Source organism: Rhizobium sp. BK181 (assembly GCF_014193305.1).
Classification (GTDB): domain Bacteria; phylum Pseudomonadota; class Alphaproteobacteria; order Rhizobiales; family Rhizobiaceae; genus Rhizobium.
This window is the reverse complement of record NZ_JACHZA010000024.1, coordinates 29043-45745: the sequence shown is the minus strand read 5'-3', so window position 1 is coordinate 45745 and position 16703 is coordinate 29043. Positions and strand designations below refer to the sequence as shown.

Sequence of the window (16703 nt, the reverse complement as noted above, 5' to 3'; positions counted from 1 at the left end):
TGCTCAGACCAGTTCCTTCAATGCTGTGAGAACGGCCGCTTCGCTGACCGGTATCGGTTCGTTGTGGATGATCTCTCCCGGACGGCACGCGCGGCGCGCCACGGTCGCCAGCTTGTCGCTTGTCGCATCCGCAATGCCGATATCGGCAAGGCGCGTCGGCAGGCGAACGCTGCGGCAGAAGTCGCGCACCTTCAGAAACTCGTCCTCGCGGCCATGAATTTTCAGGCCGGCAAGCACGCCGATCGCCACCTTCTCGCCATGCAAGTGGTGATGCACATCCTCAAGTTCGCACAGGCCGTGATGGATGGCATGGGCGGCGGCCACACCGCCCGACTCGAAACCGATCCCCGAGAGAAGGATGTTGGCCTCGACAACGCGCTCAAGCGCAGGGCCTGCCTGTCCGGCATCGCATTCTTCAAGCGCGGCAGCGCCGTATTTGAAAATGGTATCCCGGCAAAACCGCGCAATCTCGAAGGCCAGGGACACGCCCGGCATCCTCATGCAGTTGGACGCGCCGCTCTGGCGGCAGGAATCGGCTTCGTACCAGGTGGCGAGCGCATCGCCGATCCCCGCAGCCAGGAAACGGGCCGGCGCCTTGGCAATCAGCGCGGTATCGACAAGCACGAGATTGGGATTGCTCGGCAGAAATGTGTCATAGGCGACCGTGCCGTCCTCGTTGTAGATCACCGCAAGCGCGCTACAGGGCGCATCGGACGCGGCGATCGTCGGCACGATTATGACCGGCAGGCCGAGATCCCTCGCCGCGGCCTTGGTCGTATCGAGAGCCTTGCCGCCGCCAGCACCGATAATCAGCTCGGCCTGCGCATTGCGCGCAGCCGCAACCAGCGACCCGATCTCGTGCTCGGAGCATTCACCGCCATGGCGGATGAGCTTGGCTTCGACATGCCCGGACAGAGCAGCCGCAATATCCGTCTCAAGCAGATCGAAGATGCCGCGATCCAGAAGCGCCACAGCACGCTTACCGAATCCGGCCGCCTCCTGCCCCAGAAGGCCGATCGCGCCCTTGGCCTGAATATAGCGGCCGGGAAACCGTGCGCCGCGCGGCGTGATGTCCGGTGCAGATTCTACCAACATACGTAACCTCCATCGGCCAGAACGATAGAACCGGTCATCAGACTGGAGGCATCGCTAGCAAGGAACAGGATGACCGAAGCGACTTCATCGGTGCGCCCCAGACGGTTCATCGGCGTACCGCCGACCCAGTGCCGGTACATCTCGGCATCTTCGTAGACATATTTGTTCATCTCGGTATCGATGTAGGTCGGCGCGACCGAATTGACGCGTACGCCGCGCGCACCCCATTCGGCCGCCAGCGATTTCGTCAGATGATGGACAGCAGCCTTCGAGGCGTTGTAATTCGCCTGCTCCTGCGGGCGATTGACGATAAAGCCGGACATCGATCCGACATTGACGATGCTGCCGCCGCCTTTTTCGAGCATCGACTTGCCGAAGGCACGGCAGCACCAGAAGACACCGTTGAGATTGACGTCGATCACCTTGTTCCAGACGTCGTCGGCCATCGTTTCGGCCGGGTGGTTGCTGATGGCGATGCCGGCGTTGTTGACCAGGATATCGACACGGCCATGACGCGCCATGATCGCATCATGGACCGCCTGCACCCTGCCCGCATCCGTGACATCGAGTACTTCGCTATCGACCTTTTTATAGCCCTTGGCCGACAACTCCGCCTTGGCGGTCGCCAGCAGATCGCCGTTCATATCGGTCAGCACGACGGTCGCGCCCGCTTCGGCGAGCGCTTCGGCTGCGGCAAGGCCGATGCCGCGGCCGGCGCCGGTGACGACGGCAAACTTGCCGGTAAGCTTGAACTTATCGAGATACATGCGATGCATCCTTGATGCTTTTGGTGGTGTGGTTTTCATTAAGACGAGCGGCGAGCGTCGCCGCGAGGTCATGCGGGGCCGCAACGATCGTGTCCTCGGGAAAGACAAGATCGTCCCGATGCGGTTCAGGCCAGCCTATGACCATCATGCCGGCGGCATGGCCAGCAGTCGCACCCGGAATGCTGTCCTCGACGACGATGCAATCCGCAGGATCGATACCGAGCAGGTAGGCGGCCCGCAAAAACGGCTCGGGATCGGGCTTGCCCCGGCGGACATCGCTGCGGCTGACGGAAATCAACCCTGGGCTTTGCAGGCCGACGGCCCGCAGATTGGCGTCGACGATCATCCTGTCGGAATTGGAGACGATCGCGAAAGGTACCGAATTATCGGCGAGCAGCGCCAGCGCCGCATCCGCGCCGCGGCGCCTGTGCAGTGTGGGCGCTGCCTCGAGATAGGACCGATATTTCGCCCCGGTGTATTCGGAAAGCGATGGCTTGAAGCCGATCGTTTGCTGCAGCAGGGCGTGGCAGTCGGCGCCGCTCATGCCCGTCAGGACATTCGCAAACTCCTCCGGCAGCACATAGCCCATCGCGGTCACTGCCCGCGACATGGCGTCGAAATGCAGCGGTTCGCTGTCGACCAGCGTTCCGTCCATGTCGAAGAGTACGGCGCGGCGGGTCATTGCGGCAACCTGTCGAGATCGTCGTAGAGCGCCTGGCTATGCGCATAGAGCTTCTCGAAGAACTGCTGCATCGGCCGGTAGACATCCATCCAGCGCGGGTCCGGCAGGATTTCTTCCGAATAGCGAACATAGGCGTCGGCCGCGTGTCGGACGGTCCCGTATTGCCCCGTCGCCGTGGCAGCCATGATCGCGCAACCAATCAGGCCGCATTCCGGTTCTTCCGGCACCAGGATAGGGATGCCATAGACGCTTGCCTTGATCTTCATCCAGAGCTTGGTCTTGGCGCCGCCGCCCGACGCGATCACCCGCTCGAGCGGCGCCCCGGAAATGCGGTCGAGAATGTTGATGTGGCGCTTGACGGCGAACGCCACGCCCTCGAGAACGGCACGGTGGATGTGGGCAAGCCCATGGGCGGCGCCGATGCCGAAAAACTGGGCACGGGCGTTGCGATGATCACCCAGCCGTTCGCCGGCAAGATAGGGCATGAAGAACAGGCGTTCGGAGCCGGCAGGCGCTTCGGCGGCTTTGGTGACGATTTCCTCGTATGAAGCCTGTTTCTCGTGGAAGGCACGGCGGGCCCAGCGCATCGCGTCGCCGCCGGATTCCAGAAGCATGAAGGCGCCCCAGTTGCCATCGACGGTCCCGACATTGCAGACCGAGGGATCGAGAAGCGGCTGGCTGGCGATCGCGGTGATGATCGCCGACGTTCCCATGACCTCCGAGCCGATGCCCGGGCGGCAGACGCCGGAACCGAGCAGAGCGACGGGGTAATCGGCACCGCCGACCAGAACCGGGGTCCCTTCGCGAAGGCCGGTTTCCGTCGCCGCCTTGCCGGTGACATGGCCGAGGATCTCGACCGGATCGCGAAGCGGGGGAAGCTTTTCAACGTCGAGGCCGAGCAGCGCGATCATCTTCGGCGACCATTGTCCCGTCCGGGGATCCATCAGGAAGCTGGCGCCGCCATCATTGCGATCCATGGCGATCTCGCCGGTGAGGCGCAGATTGATGTAGTCCTTGGACATCAGCACCGCGGCCGCCCTGCCATAGGCGGCCGGATCGTTGTCGCGCAGCCATTGCAGCTTGAACCCGGGCCAGGCTGGCGCCGGCGGGTTCGCGCTGTCGGCGAGATAGCCTTCCGGCGCATGGGTGCGCTCGAACGCCGTCACGTAGTTGACGGTCCGCTTGTCGTTCCAAAGCGGCGCCGTGTCGCGCGTCAGTTCTCCGTGTTGATCGACGAGAACCGTGCCGTGCATCTGGCCGCATGCGGCCACCACGGCAATTCTCGACCGTGCGTCCGGTATCGTTTCAAGAACATCCCGGATGGCCTGCGCGACACCGTGCCACCAATCGCGCGGCCGCTGTTCGGACCAGCCGAACTGGGGAACGATCTGTTCGTGTTCACGGCTCGCGACCGAGAGTATCTTGCCTTTGGTGTCGACCAGTGCGGCACGAACGCTGCCGGTGCCGACATCGATGGCGAGAAAGAGATCTTGAGACATTGGGGTCCATTCCCGGCAAGAGGCGCGATGCTACTTGCGGAACCAGTTCGAGGCATATTGCAGGAGCATCGCACCGATGATGATGCAGCCCATGAAGACCTGCTGATGATAGCCGGGAACGCGGGCGAGGTTCATCATATTAGCGATGATGCCGAGTACAAGTACACCGATGAAAGTATTGAGGACACCGCCTCGGCCGCCCATCAGGCTCGCGCCGCCGATGACGACGGCCGCGATGGCGTCGAGTTCGGCGCCGACGCCGATATTGGCCGATCCGATGCCTGTACGGCTGGTCGAAACGATGCCGGCTGCAGCGGCGAGAACGCCGGAGATGACATAGACGGCCGTCGTGTAATAGGCGACCGGAATACCGGAAAGCCTGACCGCCTCGACATTCGAACCGATTGCCTTGACCAGGCGTCCGAAGCGCGTGAAGACCAGCACGGTCCCGGCAACCACGAAGACGACGGCCATCAGAACGACCGGATAAGGAATGGTGGCGATCAAACCGGATCCGAAGCTGGTGATGAAGCTTCCGGCATCACCCATCTGGATCGGCTGTCCGCCGGATATGATCAGAGACAGACCGCGGGCAACCGTCATCATCGCAAGCGTCGTCACGAATGGCGGCAATTTCAGGAAAGCGATCAGGCTGCCGGAAACAAGGCCGCAGGCCGCACCGGCGAGCAGAGCGCCGGCGATCGAAACGCCCGTGCCGTAATCCTGGATGAGGATGGCCGACAGGATGCTGCCGAGCGCAGCGACCGAGCCGACTGACAGGTCGATGCCCCGCGTCAGGATGACGAACAACATGCCGATCGCCATCAGGCTAGTGCCGGCGCTTTGCCGGAGCACATTGATGATGTTGCGTTGTGTCAGGAACACGTCCGACATCGAGGTTGCCACGATCAGCAGGGCGATCAGGATCGCCAATGTTCCGTAGCGATGCAGGATGTTGCTGATATTGAGCGAGCTTGGATGGCGGGCTGTTTCGGTCAAATCGGTCACGGCGTTACCCAATCAGTTGGTCGCGAGGGCTTCAGCCTGCGTGACGGTATTGACCATCGCGAGCTTCAGCAGTTTTTCTTCGGTGTAATTTTCTGGTTCGAGCGAGCCCGTCAGTTCGCCTTCGCGCATGACGAGGATCCGGTCGCACAGCCCAAAAAGTTCGATATGTTCGGAGGAGATCACCAGAACGGCGCGGCCTTCGGCGGCCAGCGACTTGATCAGCGCATAGATCTCAGTCTTGGCGCCGACATCGACGCCCCGGGTCGGCTCGTCGAAGATCAGCAGATCGCCGCCGGCGTGAAACCATTTTGCCAGAACGACCTTCTGCTGGTTTCCGCCCGATAGGCTCGATGCGGGATCATTGAGGCTGCCGGCCTTGATGCGCAGACGAGATGCAAGCGTCTGCACCGTCGTCATCTCGGCCGAGCGGCGGACGAAACCCAAGGCGTTCACCAGTGGCGCCAGCTTGGACATCGTGGCGTTGACGCGTATCGGGAAGTCGAGAACGAGCCCCTGCTCCTTGCGGCTTTCCGGCACAAGCCCGATGCCGGCCCTCACCGCATCACACGGGGTGTTGATGCGCACCTGCTTGCCATGCAGGAAGATACTACCCGAGGCAGCCTTCTGGGCGCCGAAAATCATCCGGACCAGTTCCGTCCGTCCGGCACCGACAAGCCCGCCGAGACCGACGATCTCCCCTGCCCGCACGCTGAGCGAAATATCGCGGATGCGGGCGCCGTCGGAAAGCTTCTCGACGCGAAGAACTTCGCTTCCGATCGTACGCTCGACATCCTCGCCGAACAGGGCTTTGAGCGATCTGCCGACCATCATGCGAATGACATCGTCGACTTCGAAGTCCTTGCGTTGGACCGTCGAGATCGATGCGCCGTCCTTCATCACGGTGATGCGATCGGCGATGCGAAACACTTCGTCCAGCCGGTGGGAAATGTAGATGATGCCGACGCCGCGTTCGCGCAGCGTGCGGATGATGCCAAGCAGGCGCTCCGCGTCGCGGACGGACAGAACCGCGGTCGGCTCGTCGAAGACCATGACGCTGGCATTGCGCGACAGCGCCTTGGCGATCTCGACGACCTGCTGATGAGCGACCGACAGATCGGACACGGTCGCCGAGGGCGAAATGGAGAAGCCGAGACTGGAAATCAGTTCTGCAGCCCGGCGGTTGAGATCGCGCCAGGAAATGACCGAGGGGATCTCGGCAAGAAAGATGTTTTCGGCAACCGTCAGATCGGTCGCCAGCGCCATCTCCTGGTGGATGATGGCAATGCCCTTGTCCAGAGCGTCGGTCGGACCACGGAACTGCTGCTCCTCGCCGCGGATAATGACGCTTCCGGCTTCGGGAATGTATTCCCCGCCCAGTACGCGCATCAGCGTGGATTTGCCGGCGCCGTTTTCGCCGAGAAGCGCGTGCACCTCGCCGGCGCGCAGCGCGAAATCGACCCCTTGCAGCGCGCGCACCCCACCGAAGGATTTACGAATGCCGGCCAGTTCTACCAGAGTTTCCATATGCAACATCTCATCATGAGTGACGGCAGGATCCATCCGATCCTGACAGCCGCAAGAGGCTGCGTGCGAGTCACAAATGCAACAAGTGCGACCGGCGGCTTTCGCTGCCGGCCGCTGGGAGGATCGGCTCTTAGAATACCGCGTCCTTCTTGAGATACTTGTCGACGTTGTCCTTGGTGATTGCCGTCGGCGTCGTGTAGGTGATCTTCGAAATATCCTTCGGAAGGCTTCCGTCGATTGCCTTCTTTGCGAGATCGACCGCGGTCGACGCGACGAGCGCCGGATCGTTCAGTCCGGTTGCGCCGTACTTGCCGTCCTTGATTTCCTGCAGCGCTTCCTTCTGGCCATCGGCAGCCGCCAGGAATAGGACGCCGTCGGTGCGGTTGGCCTGTTCCATCGCCTTCTGGGCGCCGAGGACCATCGAGTCGTTTTCGCCGAGAACCACGTTGATGTTGGGGTTTGCCGTCAGGAGGTCTTCCATGGCCTTGAGGCCGCCTTCGTTACCCCATGCGCCCCAGCCCTGGCCGACGACTTCGAAACGGGCACGACCCTCGTTGCGCAACTGACCTTCGAGCAGACCGGCAAGCACGCCCAACCGGCGCTCCTGGCCGACCTCATTGCCCTTGTCGCCGGAAATCAGCGCAATCTTCAGATCCTTGCCCTTGGTATTGTCGGCAAGCCACTGGCCGACCAGCAGGCCGTTCTGCGAATTCGACGACTGCACGAGCGTCACGAAATTCGCCTGCGGATCGATGGTCGAGTCGATGACGAAAACCTTCACGCCGGCTGCGGTCGCAGCGTTGACCGCAGGAACGAGGCCCTTGCTGTCGCGCGGGTTGATGATCAGCGCATGGATGCCCTGCGCAACCATGTCCTCGACGTCGGCGACCTGCTTGTTCAGGTCGTTCTGGCCGTCCACGGAGATGACTTCGCATCCGAGTTCCGTCGCATGCTTCTTTGCCGAGACTTCCTGTGCTGCAAAATAAGGCGCGTCCAGGGTCTTCATGGAAATACCGATCTTGCAATCGGCGGCGTTTGCTGCGGACATGGCCAGCAGGGACACAGCCGCGCCGAGCGCGAGCTTCACAACTGTTTTCTTCATTTCTCTTCTCCTCCAGATAGGCGCGAAATTCGCGAGCCAGTTTGTATTGGCTGTTATGTAGCGTAATTACGTAGAATTTTTACGTCAATATATTTTTTCAGCATTTTGCGCAAACAATCGCTCTTATTTTGCCTAAAAATTTATCTTGCACGTATCATTTCTTCTATTTATGTAATTCTACTACCAAATGGAGGTGCTTTCATGATGCGCGAACCAGTCTCGAGCGTCGTCGATCCGATCGGCGGCGGAATGAGCGGAAATACGGGCCGGTACGAAAAGCGGCTGAGCGATCTGGCAGGGCTATATGCTGATCAGGATGCGCATACGGCGCTTTTGCAAACGTTGAGCGATCCGGTCGTCTACGACGTCGAGGACTTCAAGCCGGGCACGCATAGCGGCGATCTTATCTACGGCGTGACGCGGATGAGCCCTGGGCGTGTCGGGGACGAGTTCTTCCTGACCCGCGGCCATATTCACGCGAAGGCCGACCGGCCGGAAATCTACTACGGCCAGAAGGGACATGGCCTGATGCAGCTCGAATCGCCGGAAGGCCAGACGCGCATCATCGAGATCCGGCCGCAGACGATCTGCTATGTGCCGCCCTACTGGATTCACCGCTCCATCAATGTCGGCGACGAAGATCTGGTCATGGTTTTCGCCTACCCGTCCGATAGCGGCCAGGACTACGGCATCATCGAAGCGTCGAACGGGATGCGCCATCGTGTCGTGGCCATGCCCGGCGGCGGCTGGGAGCTTGTGGAAAACAAGGCCTACCTGCCGCGTTCGGCAGAGCATGCACGCACCCTTATCAAGACATACGCCTGAAACAGCCTCACCGGCAGAGGAAACCAGCCATGAAAAACCCTATCGATCTGATCGCCAGCCTTGGTGTCGTCCCCGTTATCGCGATTGAGCGCGCCTCCGATGCCGTGGCGCTTGCCGACGCCCTTCTGGAGGGCGGCCTGCCGGTTGCCGAAATCACGTTCCGCACGGAAGCGGCAGCCGAAGTTATGGCTGCCCTGCGCGATGCCCGTCCCGAGCTTTGCATCGGCGCCGGAACGGTTCTCGACAAGCCCAATCTCAAGCGGGCGATCGACGCCGGTGCACGTTTCGGGCTGGCGCCCGGCTTCGATCCTGAAATCGTTGATGCCGCCAAGGATGCCGGATTGCCATTCTGCCCCGGCATCATGACGCCGTCAGACCTGACGCTTGCGTCGGCTCGCGGCGTGAAGCTTGCCAAATTCTTTCCCGCAGGCGTCGCCGGTGGCCCGAAGGCCCTCTCGGGCATCGCCGCACCGTTTGCCCATCTGGGAATCCGGTTCATACCAACCGGCGGTGTGACTGAAGCCACGATCGGTGAATGGCTGGCCATCAAGCAGGTTATCGCGGTCGGCGGAACCTGGATCGCCAAGACTGAAGATATTCGCGACGGCCGCTTTGCCGATATTGCCCGCAATGCCGCCGCAGCCGTCAAGGTCGCGAAGGAAGCTTTGGAGAAGCGCGCGTGAGCACCTATCAGCCAGCCACCCAGCCGACGCTCTATTTCATCGGCGTCACGACGGGCAAAAGTTCGATCATGAAGGTGTTTCCTGCATGGGCCGAATATCTCGGCCTCAAGGATGCGGTGATCAAGGGCATCGATTTCAAGCTGCACGCCGATCCGGCCGCTTACCGGAAAGCCGTCGAATTCATCCGCGACGACCCGTTGTCGATGGGCGCGCTTGTCACGACTCACAAGATCGACCTTTTCCACGCATGCCGGCACCTTTTTGACGTCATCGATCCGCATGCGCTTCTGATGGACGAGACGAGCTGCATTTCCAAGCGCGGCGGCAAGCTGATCTGCCATGCGAAGGATCCGATCTCGTCGGGGCTGTCGATCGATGCCTTCCTCGGCGAAGACTATTTCGAACACAGCGATGCGGACCTGTTTTCGATGGGCGCCGGCGGCTCGACGATCGCGCTGACCTGGCACCTGATGCGCAAGTCCCGCGGCAGCAACGTTCCCGCGCGTATCGTCGTCACCAATCGCAGCCAGCACCGTCTGGACGAGATCAGGCGCATTCACCAGCAGGTCGAGACCGCGGTCCCGATCGAATATCTGCTCGCGGAGACGCCGGCGGCAAACGACGCCGTTCTAGCATCCCTGAAGCCGGGATCGCTTGTCATCAATGCGACAGGCCTCGGCAAAGACGCGCCTGGCTCGCCGCTGACTGACGCCGCCATTTTCCCCGAGCGATCCGTCGTCTGGGATCTGAACTATCGCGGCGACCTCGTCTTTCTCGATCAGGCGCGGCGGCAGCAAGCCGAAAAGGCGCTGCAAGTCGAGGACGGCTGGACCTATTTCATCCACGGCTGGACGCAGGTCGTGGCGGAAGTCTTCGACGTGAAAATTCCGCCGTCGGGACCATCTTTCGATCGCATTTCGGAAATCGCACTCGCTGCGGCGGGGAGGTAAAAATGAACCAGCGCATCCTTGTGACCCCGCGATCGCTGACCGCAGAACCGCACCCGGAGGTCGAGAAGCTGAAGGAAAGCGGGTTTGAAATCGTCTATTCGACTGCCGGCGCCATGCCCACCGAGGAAGAGCTGATCAATCTGGTGCCGGGCTGCGTCGGCTGGCTGGCCGGCGTCGAACCGGTGACGCCGAGAATCATCGAGGCTGCGGAAAATCTCAAGGTCATCAGCCGTAACGGCGTGGGCGTCGACAACCTTCCGCTCGACGTTCTCAACGAGCGTGGCGTGCAGATCATGATTGCCGAAGGTGCCAATTCGATGGGCGTGGCGGAGTTGACGATCGGCCTGATCTTCAGCGCTCTCCGGTCAATTCCGCTCTCGGATGCAGGCATCAAGTCCGGTGGCTGGCCGCGGATGCGCGGCGCGGAAATCCATGAACGGACCGTCGGCATCATCGGCTGCGGGGCGATCGGCCGCGAAGTTGCCAGAATGGTCATTGCCCTTGGCGCCCGCGTCATCGCCTTCGACCCGGCCCGGCCCAACCTGGACCTGCCGTCCCAGGCTTTTGCCTATGCCGAGGTCGATGAAATCATCGCGAAGGCCGATATCGTCTCCCTTCACTGCCCGCTCCCGCGTGACGGCTCGACATTCCTCGATCGGAACCGGATTTTTTCGAGCAAGCACGGTCAGGTCCTGATCAACACGGCCCGCGCCCGCCTCGTCGATGAGGACGCCTTGATCGAGGCGCTGGATGCCGGACAGATCGGCAGCTATGCGACGGATGTGTTTGAACAGGAGCCGCCGCTCTCGCTGTCGCTTGCCTCGCACCAGCACGTCATCGCAACGAGCCATATCGGCGGCTTTACAGCAGAGAGCGTCGATCGTGCCACGCGTATCGCGGCAAACAACCTGCTCTTCGCGTTGAAGGCCTGAGATCGGCCATGACCGGACGCCTTGAAGAAACTACTTTCAGCGCCCCGCTGGCAGACTATCTAAGCAAGCCGCCGGCAAAGGGTCTCCGGCTGTACTGGCTGGGACAGGCGGGTTTCGTCATCGATATCGACGGCCGCAGACTGGTGATCGATCCGTATCTGTCGGACACGCTGGCGGAAAAATATAGAGGCACCGAGCGCCCGCACGAGAGGATGATGCCGCCGCCGGTTTCAGCCGATGAAATCGCGTTTGTCGATCTAGTGCTTTGCACGCATGCGCATACCGATCATATGGACCCGGGGACGCTCAAGCCCTTGCTGGAGAAAAACCCGTCTGCGGGTTTGCTCGCCCCGCGGGCGATGCGCCAGCAAGCGATCGATCGTTCCTGCGTGGCCGAATCCCGGATTGTTCTGACCAATGCCGGTGAGACCGTGTCGCCCCTCCCCGAGCTTACGATCCTGCCGACCGCCTCTGCGCACGAAGCGATGGAAATCGACGCTGCGGGAGACTGCCGTTTCCTCGGCTATGTCATAGCGGCGGATGCCGTTCGCCTGTGGCACTCCGGCGATTGTATTCCTTTCCCTGGCCTCGAGCGTGACGTCTTGGCGCATCGGCCGGATATAACCTTGCTGCCCGTCAATGGGCGGCGCCCCGAGCTGTCGCAAAACGGCGTGGCCGGAAATTTTTCGCTGCACGAGGCAATCGGCGTTACCCGGCGGATCGGCGCCCGGGATATGGTGGCCCATCACTATGGCCTCTTCGCTTTCAATACCGAAGAGCCGGAAACGATCGATGCCGCGATTGCGTCGACCGCCGACCTAAGAATTCATCGCGCTCAAACGGGACTGAGCCTGTCGTGGCGCGCGGAATGAAATGAAGCGCCTCTGTTCTGGCGGGGGCGGTCTTGCTCTGGAAGATTGAAGCTTCTAGCCTTGCGTCAGACATGCAGGAAAGGCGATCCGAATGGATAGCGACATCCGGACCAACAGCGGCCGGAACATTATCGAAATCATCAGGACGATGCGTTCGGAATTGCGCAAGTCGGATCGAAAGGTCGCGGACGTGGTGCTTGACGATCCCCGCCGCATCATGAACGCGACAGTTGGTGAAACGGCAGCGCTTGCGGAGGTCAGCCAGCCGACCGTGCTGCGCTTTGCGACGGCGATCGGCTGCAGCGGATTTCAGGATTTCAAGATCAGATTGGCCCAGAGCCTCGCGCTTGGGACACCGGCAACGCATTCGGTCCTGCTCGACACCGACGAGCCTGAAATCGTCGCCGAAAAGATATTCGACTACACGATGACGAGCCTCGACTGGGCGCGAACCCGGCTGGACAAGGCGGCACTGCATAAGGCGATCGAAATCCTCTCGAATGCCCGCTCGATCGTGTTTTTCGGTTTCGGCGCCTCGGGTATCGTCGCCCGCGACGCCCAGCAGAAATTCCCTCTGTTCGGCGTGCCGTGCGGCGCGGAACTGGACTCCCACCAGCAGCTGATGGTCGCCTCGATGATGAATCCGGGCGAGGTGGCTTTCGTGATCTCTAATACAGGCACCACGCGCTCGATCATCGAGATCGCCCGCATCGCTCGGGAAAACGGGGCCTCAGTGATCTGTCTAACCGGATCGGAATCGCCGCTCACTAATTACTGCGACGTTTCGCTGATCGTCGAAACACTCGAGAACACTAACATGTATACGCCGACGATCTCTCGGATCGCCGCACTTGTGGTCATCGACATATTGTCGACCAGCGTCGCGATGCGCCGCCCGTCGGATGATCAGGCACGTATTCATCAGATGAAGCGGCAATTAAGTGATATGCGCAAAATGCAGCCTATCTAGCGCTAGACACGGTTTCGAGAAAATAGTCCCGTCTCGCGGCTGGATTTAACGGTGCTTTGGGCGCTCTTGGAAGGAGGGCGACAGCCATGGCAACAGCGGCTCGCACAGCAACAATGGCACGCATAGCAACAATGGGGCCCGAGGCGGCAACTCAAGCCATGGCAGCCCAAAAACACAGCAGAGCACGAAGGGCAAGTCCAGCGAGGCGGGCGACAAGTCGCATTTCGCGAAAACTGACAAGAGCGTCACCGTCACTAAGGAGAAGAACGCGTCTGCGCAGCTTGCTGGCTTGAACTCGCTAAAGCGCAACTACAGAGCCTACTTGAACAGCTCGGACCCGCGCTTGACTGCGATTGCAGCCTACGCGGTGGCCTACGCCCGATATGAAATCGACAACGGCGTCGAGCCATCCGAAGATGATCCGATCCTCGGCGATGAGGCACTGGAGGATGCACTGGCTTCGGCAAGCAAAACGGGCGAGGTCAGCCCGGCGGTACTCGATCAGGCAAAGGCCATCCGGCGCCTTTGACGGGTTATGGTCGGTAATCGATTCTTTTACGGGCTGGGCGGTGGTCGTCCGCGAGGTTCCCCTTGATGCCCTAACACGGGGAGAGGCAACCGATCTGGTCGATCTAATGAATGATCGCGACCTTCAGGCTCGTGAGATCCTCAAGCGTTTCGAGTGACCTCGGGCTGGGTTGTATCAGTCTTTGGCCGCAAACGATTCTCTAACTTGGCCTGCTGGCCCTCCCAGACGCGAAGCCTGGGCACCGAAGTTTGAGCGATGCCCGTCCGTGCCGGTAGAGATCGATGGAGTCCATTCTCGTCTGTGGTGGCTGCAGCTTCGCGCATAAAACCGCCCGACCTGCTCACAGATCCTCAGGCCAGAAAGGTCAATGCATTCAGTCTCGAGCGTTCGCCGTCATGCGTGGCTTGGCCATGCGCTTCAATGGCATCTTGCGTGGCAGGAGCTCTCAAGCACTGGGGGATTCATGACCTTCGATGAAGTTTGTCGATCTCGGTGAAGACTTTGGTTGAGCCGATCCAGTCAGCCTTCGGGCAAGCCAGCGTCACGCAGACCCGATAAGATACGGGCCATAATAGCAGAGGGCCACCATGTAACCCTGACTTTGGCAAGCGTAAGGTCGGGATGGCTCTCTCGCAATCGAAGGCAGGCACGTCGTGCCTCATCCAATCTGCCGGCGTGGACATAGGCGCTGACGAGCCACCGCAGAGCCCAACTCGCGTCAGGCTGCTGGCTAAGGCCTCTTTGGATCCAGGTAATCGCATCGTCGTATCGCCCGTCAACGAAATGGGCGGCGCCGACGCCGACGTCCGCCATATAGGCGATCGGATCGAGCGGGCTCAGCCGACGGAACCGCGCAAAATGTCCGAGCGCGGACGCGGAGCGTTCGCGATACACATCAAGCCAACCGCTACGCAGCCAGGCCCAGGCTGAATTCGGATCGAGCGAACGCGCTCGCTCAAGGTGTGTCTCTGCCACGTCGAAGTCCCGTGCAAACGAATGCGCCGCTCCAAGGATCGCGAGAACCATCGGGTCATCGTGGCTGAGCGAGGCAGCGCGCTGTGCAAGGCACAAGGCCTCATCCCGGTCACGGCCTGGAGCGTCGGTCCAACCATACACGGCGCGTTGCGCGTGGCACCATGCGAGCAACGACAGAGCGAAGGGATAGTCAACGTCATGGGCAAGCGCTTGAGTGAGAAGCGAGCGGGCCGTTTCGTTCTGATCCTTGTCAAGCGACCAGACGAGCGGGAACGCTCTCAACACGAAGTCGTATGCGTCCAGACCAGATAAGTCGATAGCCGAAACCTACTCGGACCGAATGGCTACTCGCCTGCTCGCATGCGGATGTCCCGCATAGCATGCGCATCCTAAGATTGCATTTGTAACGACAATCTCGTAAAAGGTTTGAGTGCGCAATCGTAACGGAGCCGCTACGATGGATACGATTCTGACTGAAGGCTTTGACGCAGCTTTGACCCTGACCGACCATATCGAACATCTGCCGGACAGGAAGCGGCGCGAACTGGCGCGCATCCTCCAGATCCTGTTTGCCGAGGTCGAGCGCTTCCGGGCGAGCAAATTGTCGGCCAGGCGCCAGACCGGCAAGATCCTGATGGTCCTGCTCTACGGCTCGTACGCCCGTGGCGACTGGGTCGAGGATCACCTGAGTGGCTACCGTTCCGACTACGACCTCCTGATTGTCGTCAATAGCAATTCCTTTGCAGAGGAGCAGGAGCTCTGGGAAGGCATTGAAGAGCAGCTTTTAAAGGAGCAGATCGCGCATCGTATCGAAACACCGGTCGTGCCGATCATCCACACGCTGGCCGATGTCAATGACCAGCTCTCCCGCGGCCGGCCTTTCTTCGTCGACATCGCCAGGGACGGCGTTGTCCTCTACCAGCAGCCCGGTCATTCGCTGGCGCAGCCGAAGCCTCTGACGGCGGAGGAGCAACACTATGAAGCAAGCCAGTATTTCAACGAATGGTTCGAGCTAGCTCGGCATTCGGTCAAGCTCGCCGAAACCAGCATGGCCGACGGTGTACCGCGTCATGCCGCCTTTAATCTTCATCAAGCGACTGAGAAATCGTACCATAGTATCCTGCTGACGCTGACGCTCTACAGCCCCAAATCCCATCGTCTGAAGGTTCTTCGCTCTCAGGCCGAGGGGATAGATCTCAGGCTGGTAGAGGCTTGGCCGCGCGACAGCCGGTTTTCACGGCGCTGCTTCGAATTGCTGGCGCGGGCCTATGTGGAAGCCCGATATTCCTCGAAATACACAATCACCAACGAGGAACTCGCCTGGCTGGTTGAGCGCGTCAAGGTCTTGCAGACACGGGTGGAAACAATCTGCAGAGAACGGCTTGCCTTATAGTTGCCTCCCAGGCCGCGTATGGCGCTGCGGCCGAAGAGACCCAGCATGTCGAGCAAGGGAAGCCTGTAACCACGCGTGTCGTCAGCTCGACGAGCCGGCCTTGCGGGCTGCATCCAGACTATCAAGAACCGCCGCACCGAGAAACATGGTGTCACTGGCGAGGACAAAGAAGCTGATCCCTGCTCCGCGCCATCTGCCGACATCGGCGGGCGACGGGCGGAAGATGCCAACGGCGCGACCCGCGTTCAAAGCCGCTGACGTGATCGTCCTGATCGCACGGTCCAGCTTGTCCTGGCCGGCCGGGCCCATGGCATCGATAGAGACCGATAAATCTCCAGGACCGATGAAGATCAGATCCACGCCTTCAACGGCAACGATCTCCTTGATGTTGGCCAATCCCTCGGCGGTCTCGACCTGGATCGCCAGTACGAGCATGTCGTTGGCCTTCGCCAGATAGTCCGGAATACGGTAGCCGTAACCCGCCGCCCGGCCGGGGCCAACGCCGCGGCTGCCGATCGGCGGGTAGCGAGTGGCAGAGACGGCGGCCCTTGCCTGCTCTGCGGTCGAAACTCTCGGAACGAGGACGCCGCCCGCGCCGGCATCGAGGACGGCCGCGATCGCTTCAGGCGCGTGGCCGGGAACACGCACCATCGCCTTTACCGAATGCACATCCGCCGCACGCACGAGATCCTCGATGCGCTCGCGTCCGATCTGGGCATGCTCCCAATCAATGCAGATGAAATCTGGTTGGGACTGCGCCATCACCTCGACGGCGACGGGATGCGGGATCGCCGAAAAGGTGCCGACGAGCAGCGCGCGTTCGAGACACTTCGTGCGAAAATCATCCATCTGAGCATCTCCCATCCAGAATCCAAGGTCCAAAAAAGGTTTAGACAT

General features: G+C 60.9%; 16 protein-coding genes and 1 pseudogene. 8 read left to right on the top strand and 9 right to left on the bottom strand.

Annotation, left to right across the window (positions count from 1 at the left end; all coding sequences use genetic code 11):
* Positions 1–3: 3 nt before the first annotated feature.
* The 7 genes from FHT77_RS28440 to FHT77_RS28410 all read right to left on the bottom strand — a co-directional run bounded on the left by FHT77_RS28440 (position 4) and on the right by FHT77_RS28410 (position 7677).
* Entirely contained in the window at positions 4–1095 is a 1092-nt protein-coding gene (locus FHT77_RS28440; protein ID WP_183758651.1) for a glycerol dehydrogenase, read from the bottom strand.
* Complete coding sequence (locus FHT77_RS28435; protein ID WP_183758649.1) at positions 1086–1862, bottom strand: SDR family NAD(P)-dependent oxidoreductase; 777 nt, start codon at positions 1860–1862, stop codon at positions 1086–1088. Before FHT77_RS28435 ends, FHT77_RS28440 begins: the two co-directional genes overlap by 10 nt.
* A complete protein-coding gene (locus tag FHT77_RS28430; protein WP_183758647.1) occupies positions 1849–2544 on the bottom strand; it encodes an HAD family hydrolase in 696 nt (231 codons plus the stop codon). The genes FHT77_RS28435 and FHT77_RS28430 overlap by 14 nt, the downstream gene beginning before the upstream one ends.
* Positions 2541–4043 (bottom strand): FGGY-family carbohydrate kinase, encoded by a 1503-nt coding sequence (locus tag FHT77_RS28425; protein WP_183758645.1) that lies wholly within the window; start codon positions 4041–4043, stop codon positions 2541–2543. The genes FHT77_RS28430 and FHT77_RS28425 overlap by 4 nt, the downstream gene beginning before the upstream one ends.
* 30 nt (positions 4044–4073) lie before the next feature.
* Positions 4074–5051, bottom strand: coding sequence for an ABC transporter permease (locus tag FHT77_RS28420; RefSeq protein ID WP_405049331.1), 978 nt, complete (start codon positions 5049–5051; stop codon positions 4074–4076).
* A gap of 12 nt (positions 5052–5063) precedes the next feature.
* Positions 5064–6575 carry a sugar ABC transporter ATP-binding protein gene (locus tag FHT77_RS28415; protein WP_183758643.1) on the bottom strand — a complete coding sequence of 504 codons (1512 nt, stop codon included), beginning with the start codon at positions 6573–6575 and terminating at the stop codon, positions 5064–5066.
* 130 nt (positions 6576–6705) lie between these two features.
* Positions 6706–7677 (bottom strand): substrate-binding domain-containing protein, encoded by a 972-nt coding sequence (locus FHT77_RS28410; RefSeq protein ID WP_183758641.1) that lies wholly within the window; start codon positions 7675–7677, stop codon positions 6706–6708.
* A 201-nt stretch (positions 7678–7878) separates the two neighbouring features.
* On the opposite strand from FHT77_RS28410, the gene FHT77_RS28405 reads away from it, so the two are divergent.
* From FHT77_RS28405 to FHT77_RS28375, 7 genes and pseudogenes are all read left to right on the top strand, one after another.
* The gene (locus FHT77_RS28405) at positions 7879–8502 is read left to right on the top strand and encodes a glucose-6-phosphate isomerase (protein ID WP_183758639.1); all 624 of its coding nucleotides are present in this window, start codon (positions 7879–7881) and stop codon (positions 8500–8502) included.
* 29 nt (positions 8503–8531) lie between these two features.
* Positions 8532–9185, top strand: coding sequence for a bifunctional 4-hydroxy-2-oxoglutarate aldolase/2-dehydro-3-deoxy-phosphogluconate aldolase (gene eda / locus FHT77_RS28400; protein ID WP_183758637.1), 654 nt, complete (start codon positions 8532–8534; stop codon positions 9183–9185).
* The gene (locus tag FHT77_RS28395) at positions 9182–10135 is read left to right on the top strand and encodes a shikimate dehydrogenase (protein ID WP_183758635.1); all 954 of its coding nucleotides are present in this window, start codon (positions 9182–9184) and stop codon (positions 10133–10135) included. Before eda ends, FHT77_RS28395 begins: the two co-directional genes overlap by 4 nt.
* Before the next feature lie 2 nt (positions 10136–10137).
* On the top strand, positions 10138–11067 hold the full coding sequence (locus FHT77_RS28390) for a phosphoglycerate dehydrogenase (RefSeq protein WP_183758633.1): 930 nt from the start codon (positions 10138–10140) through the stop codon (positions 11065–11067).
* A gap of 8 nt (positions 11068–11075) precedes the next feature.
* Entirely contained in the window at positions 11076–11939 is an 864-nt protein-coding gene (locus tag FHT77_RS28385; protein ID WP_183758631.1) for an MBL fold metallo-hydrolase, read from the top strand.
* A gap of 91 nt (positions 11940–12030) precedes the next feature.
* Positions 12031–12909: an SIS domain-containing protein gene (locus tag FHT77_RS28380; protein WP_183758629.1), complete on the top strand. Its 879-nt coding sequence runs from the start codon at positions 12031–12033 to the stop codon at positions 12907–12909.
* Between the two features lie 76 nt (positions 12910–12985).
* Positions 12986–13426, top strand: a pseudogene (locus FHT77_RS28375) (hypothetical protein); the annotation flags it as partial.
* 531 nt (positions 13427–13957) lie between these two features.
* On the opposite strand, the gene FHT77_RS28370 reads toward FHT77_RS28375, so the two are convergent.
* Positions 13958–14698 (bottom strand): tetratricopeptide repeat protein, encoded by a 741-nt coding sequence (locus FHT77_RS28370; RefSeq protein ID WP_183758627.1) that lies wholly within the window; start codon positions 14696–14698, stop codon positions 13958–13960.
* Positions 14699–14870: 172 nt separating this feature from the next.
* On the opposite strand from FHT77_RS28370, the gene FHT77_RS28365 reads away from it, so the two are divergent.
* The gene (locus FHT77_RS28365; RefSeq protein WP_183758625.1) at positions 14871–15806 is read left to right on the top strand and encodes a HEPN domain-containing protein; all 936 of its coding nucleotides are present in this window, start codon (positions 14871–14873) and stop codon (positions 15804–15806) included.
* Between the two features lie 81 nt (positions 15807–15887).
* Here the strand turns inward: FHT77_RS28365 and FHT77_RS28360 are convergent, their stop codons facing one another.
* A complete protein-coding gene (locus FHT77_RS28360; protein WP_183758623.1) occupies positions 15888–16655 on the bottom strand; it encodes an HpcH/HpaI aldolase/citrate lyase family protein in 768 nt (255 codons plus the stop codon).
* Between the last annotated feature and the right edge of the window lie 48 nt (positions 16656–16703).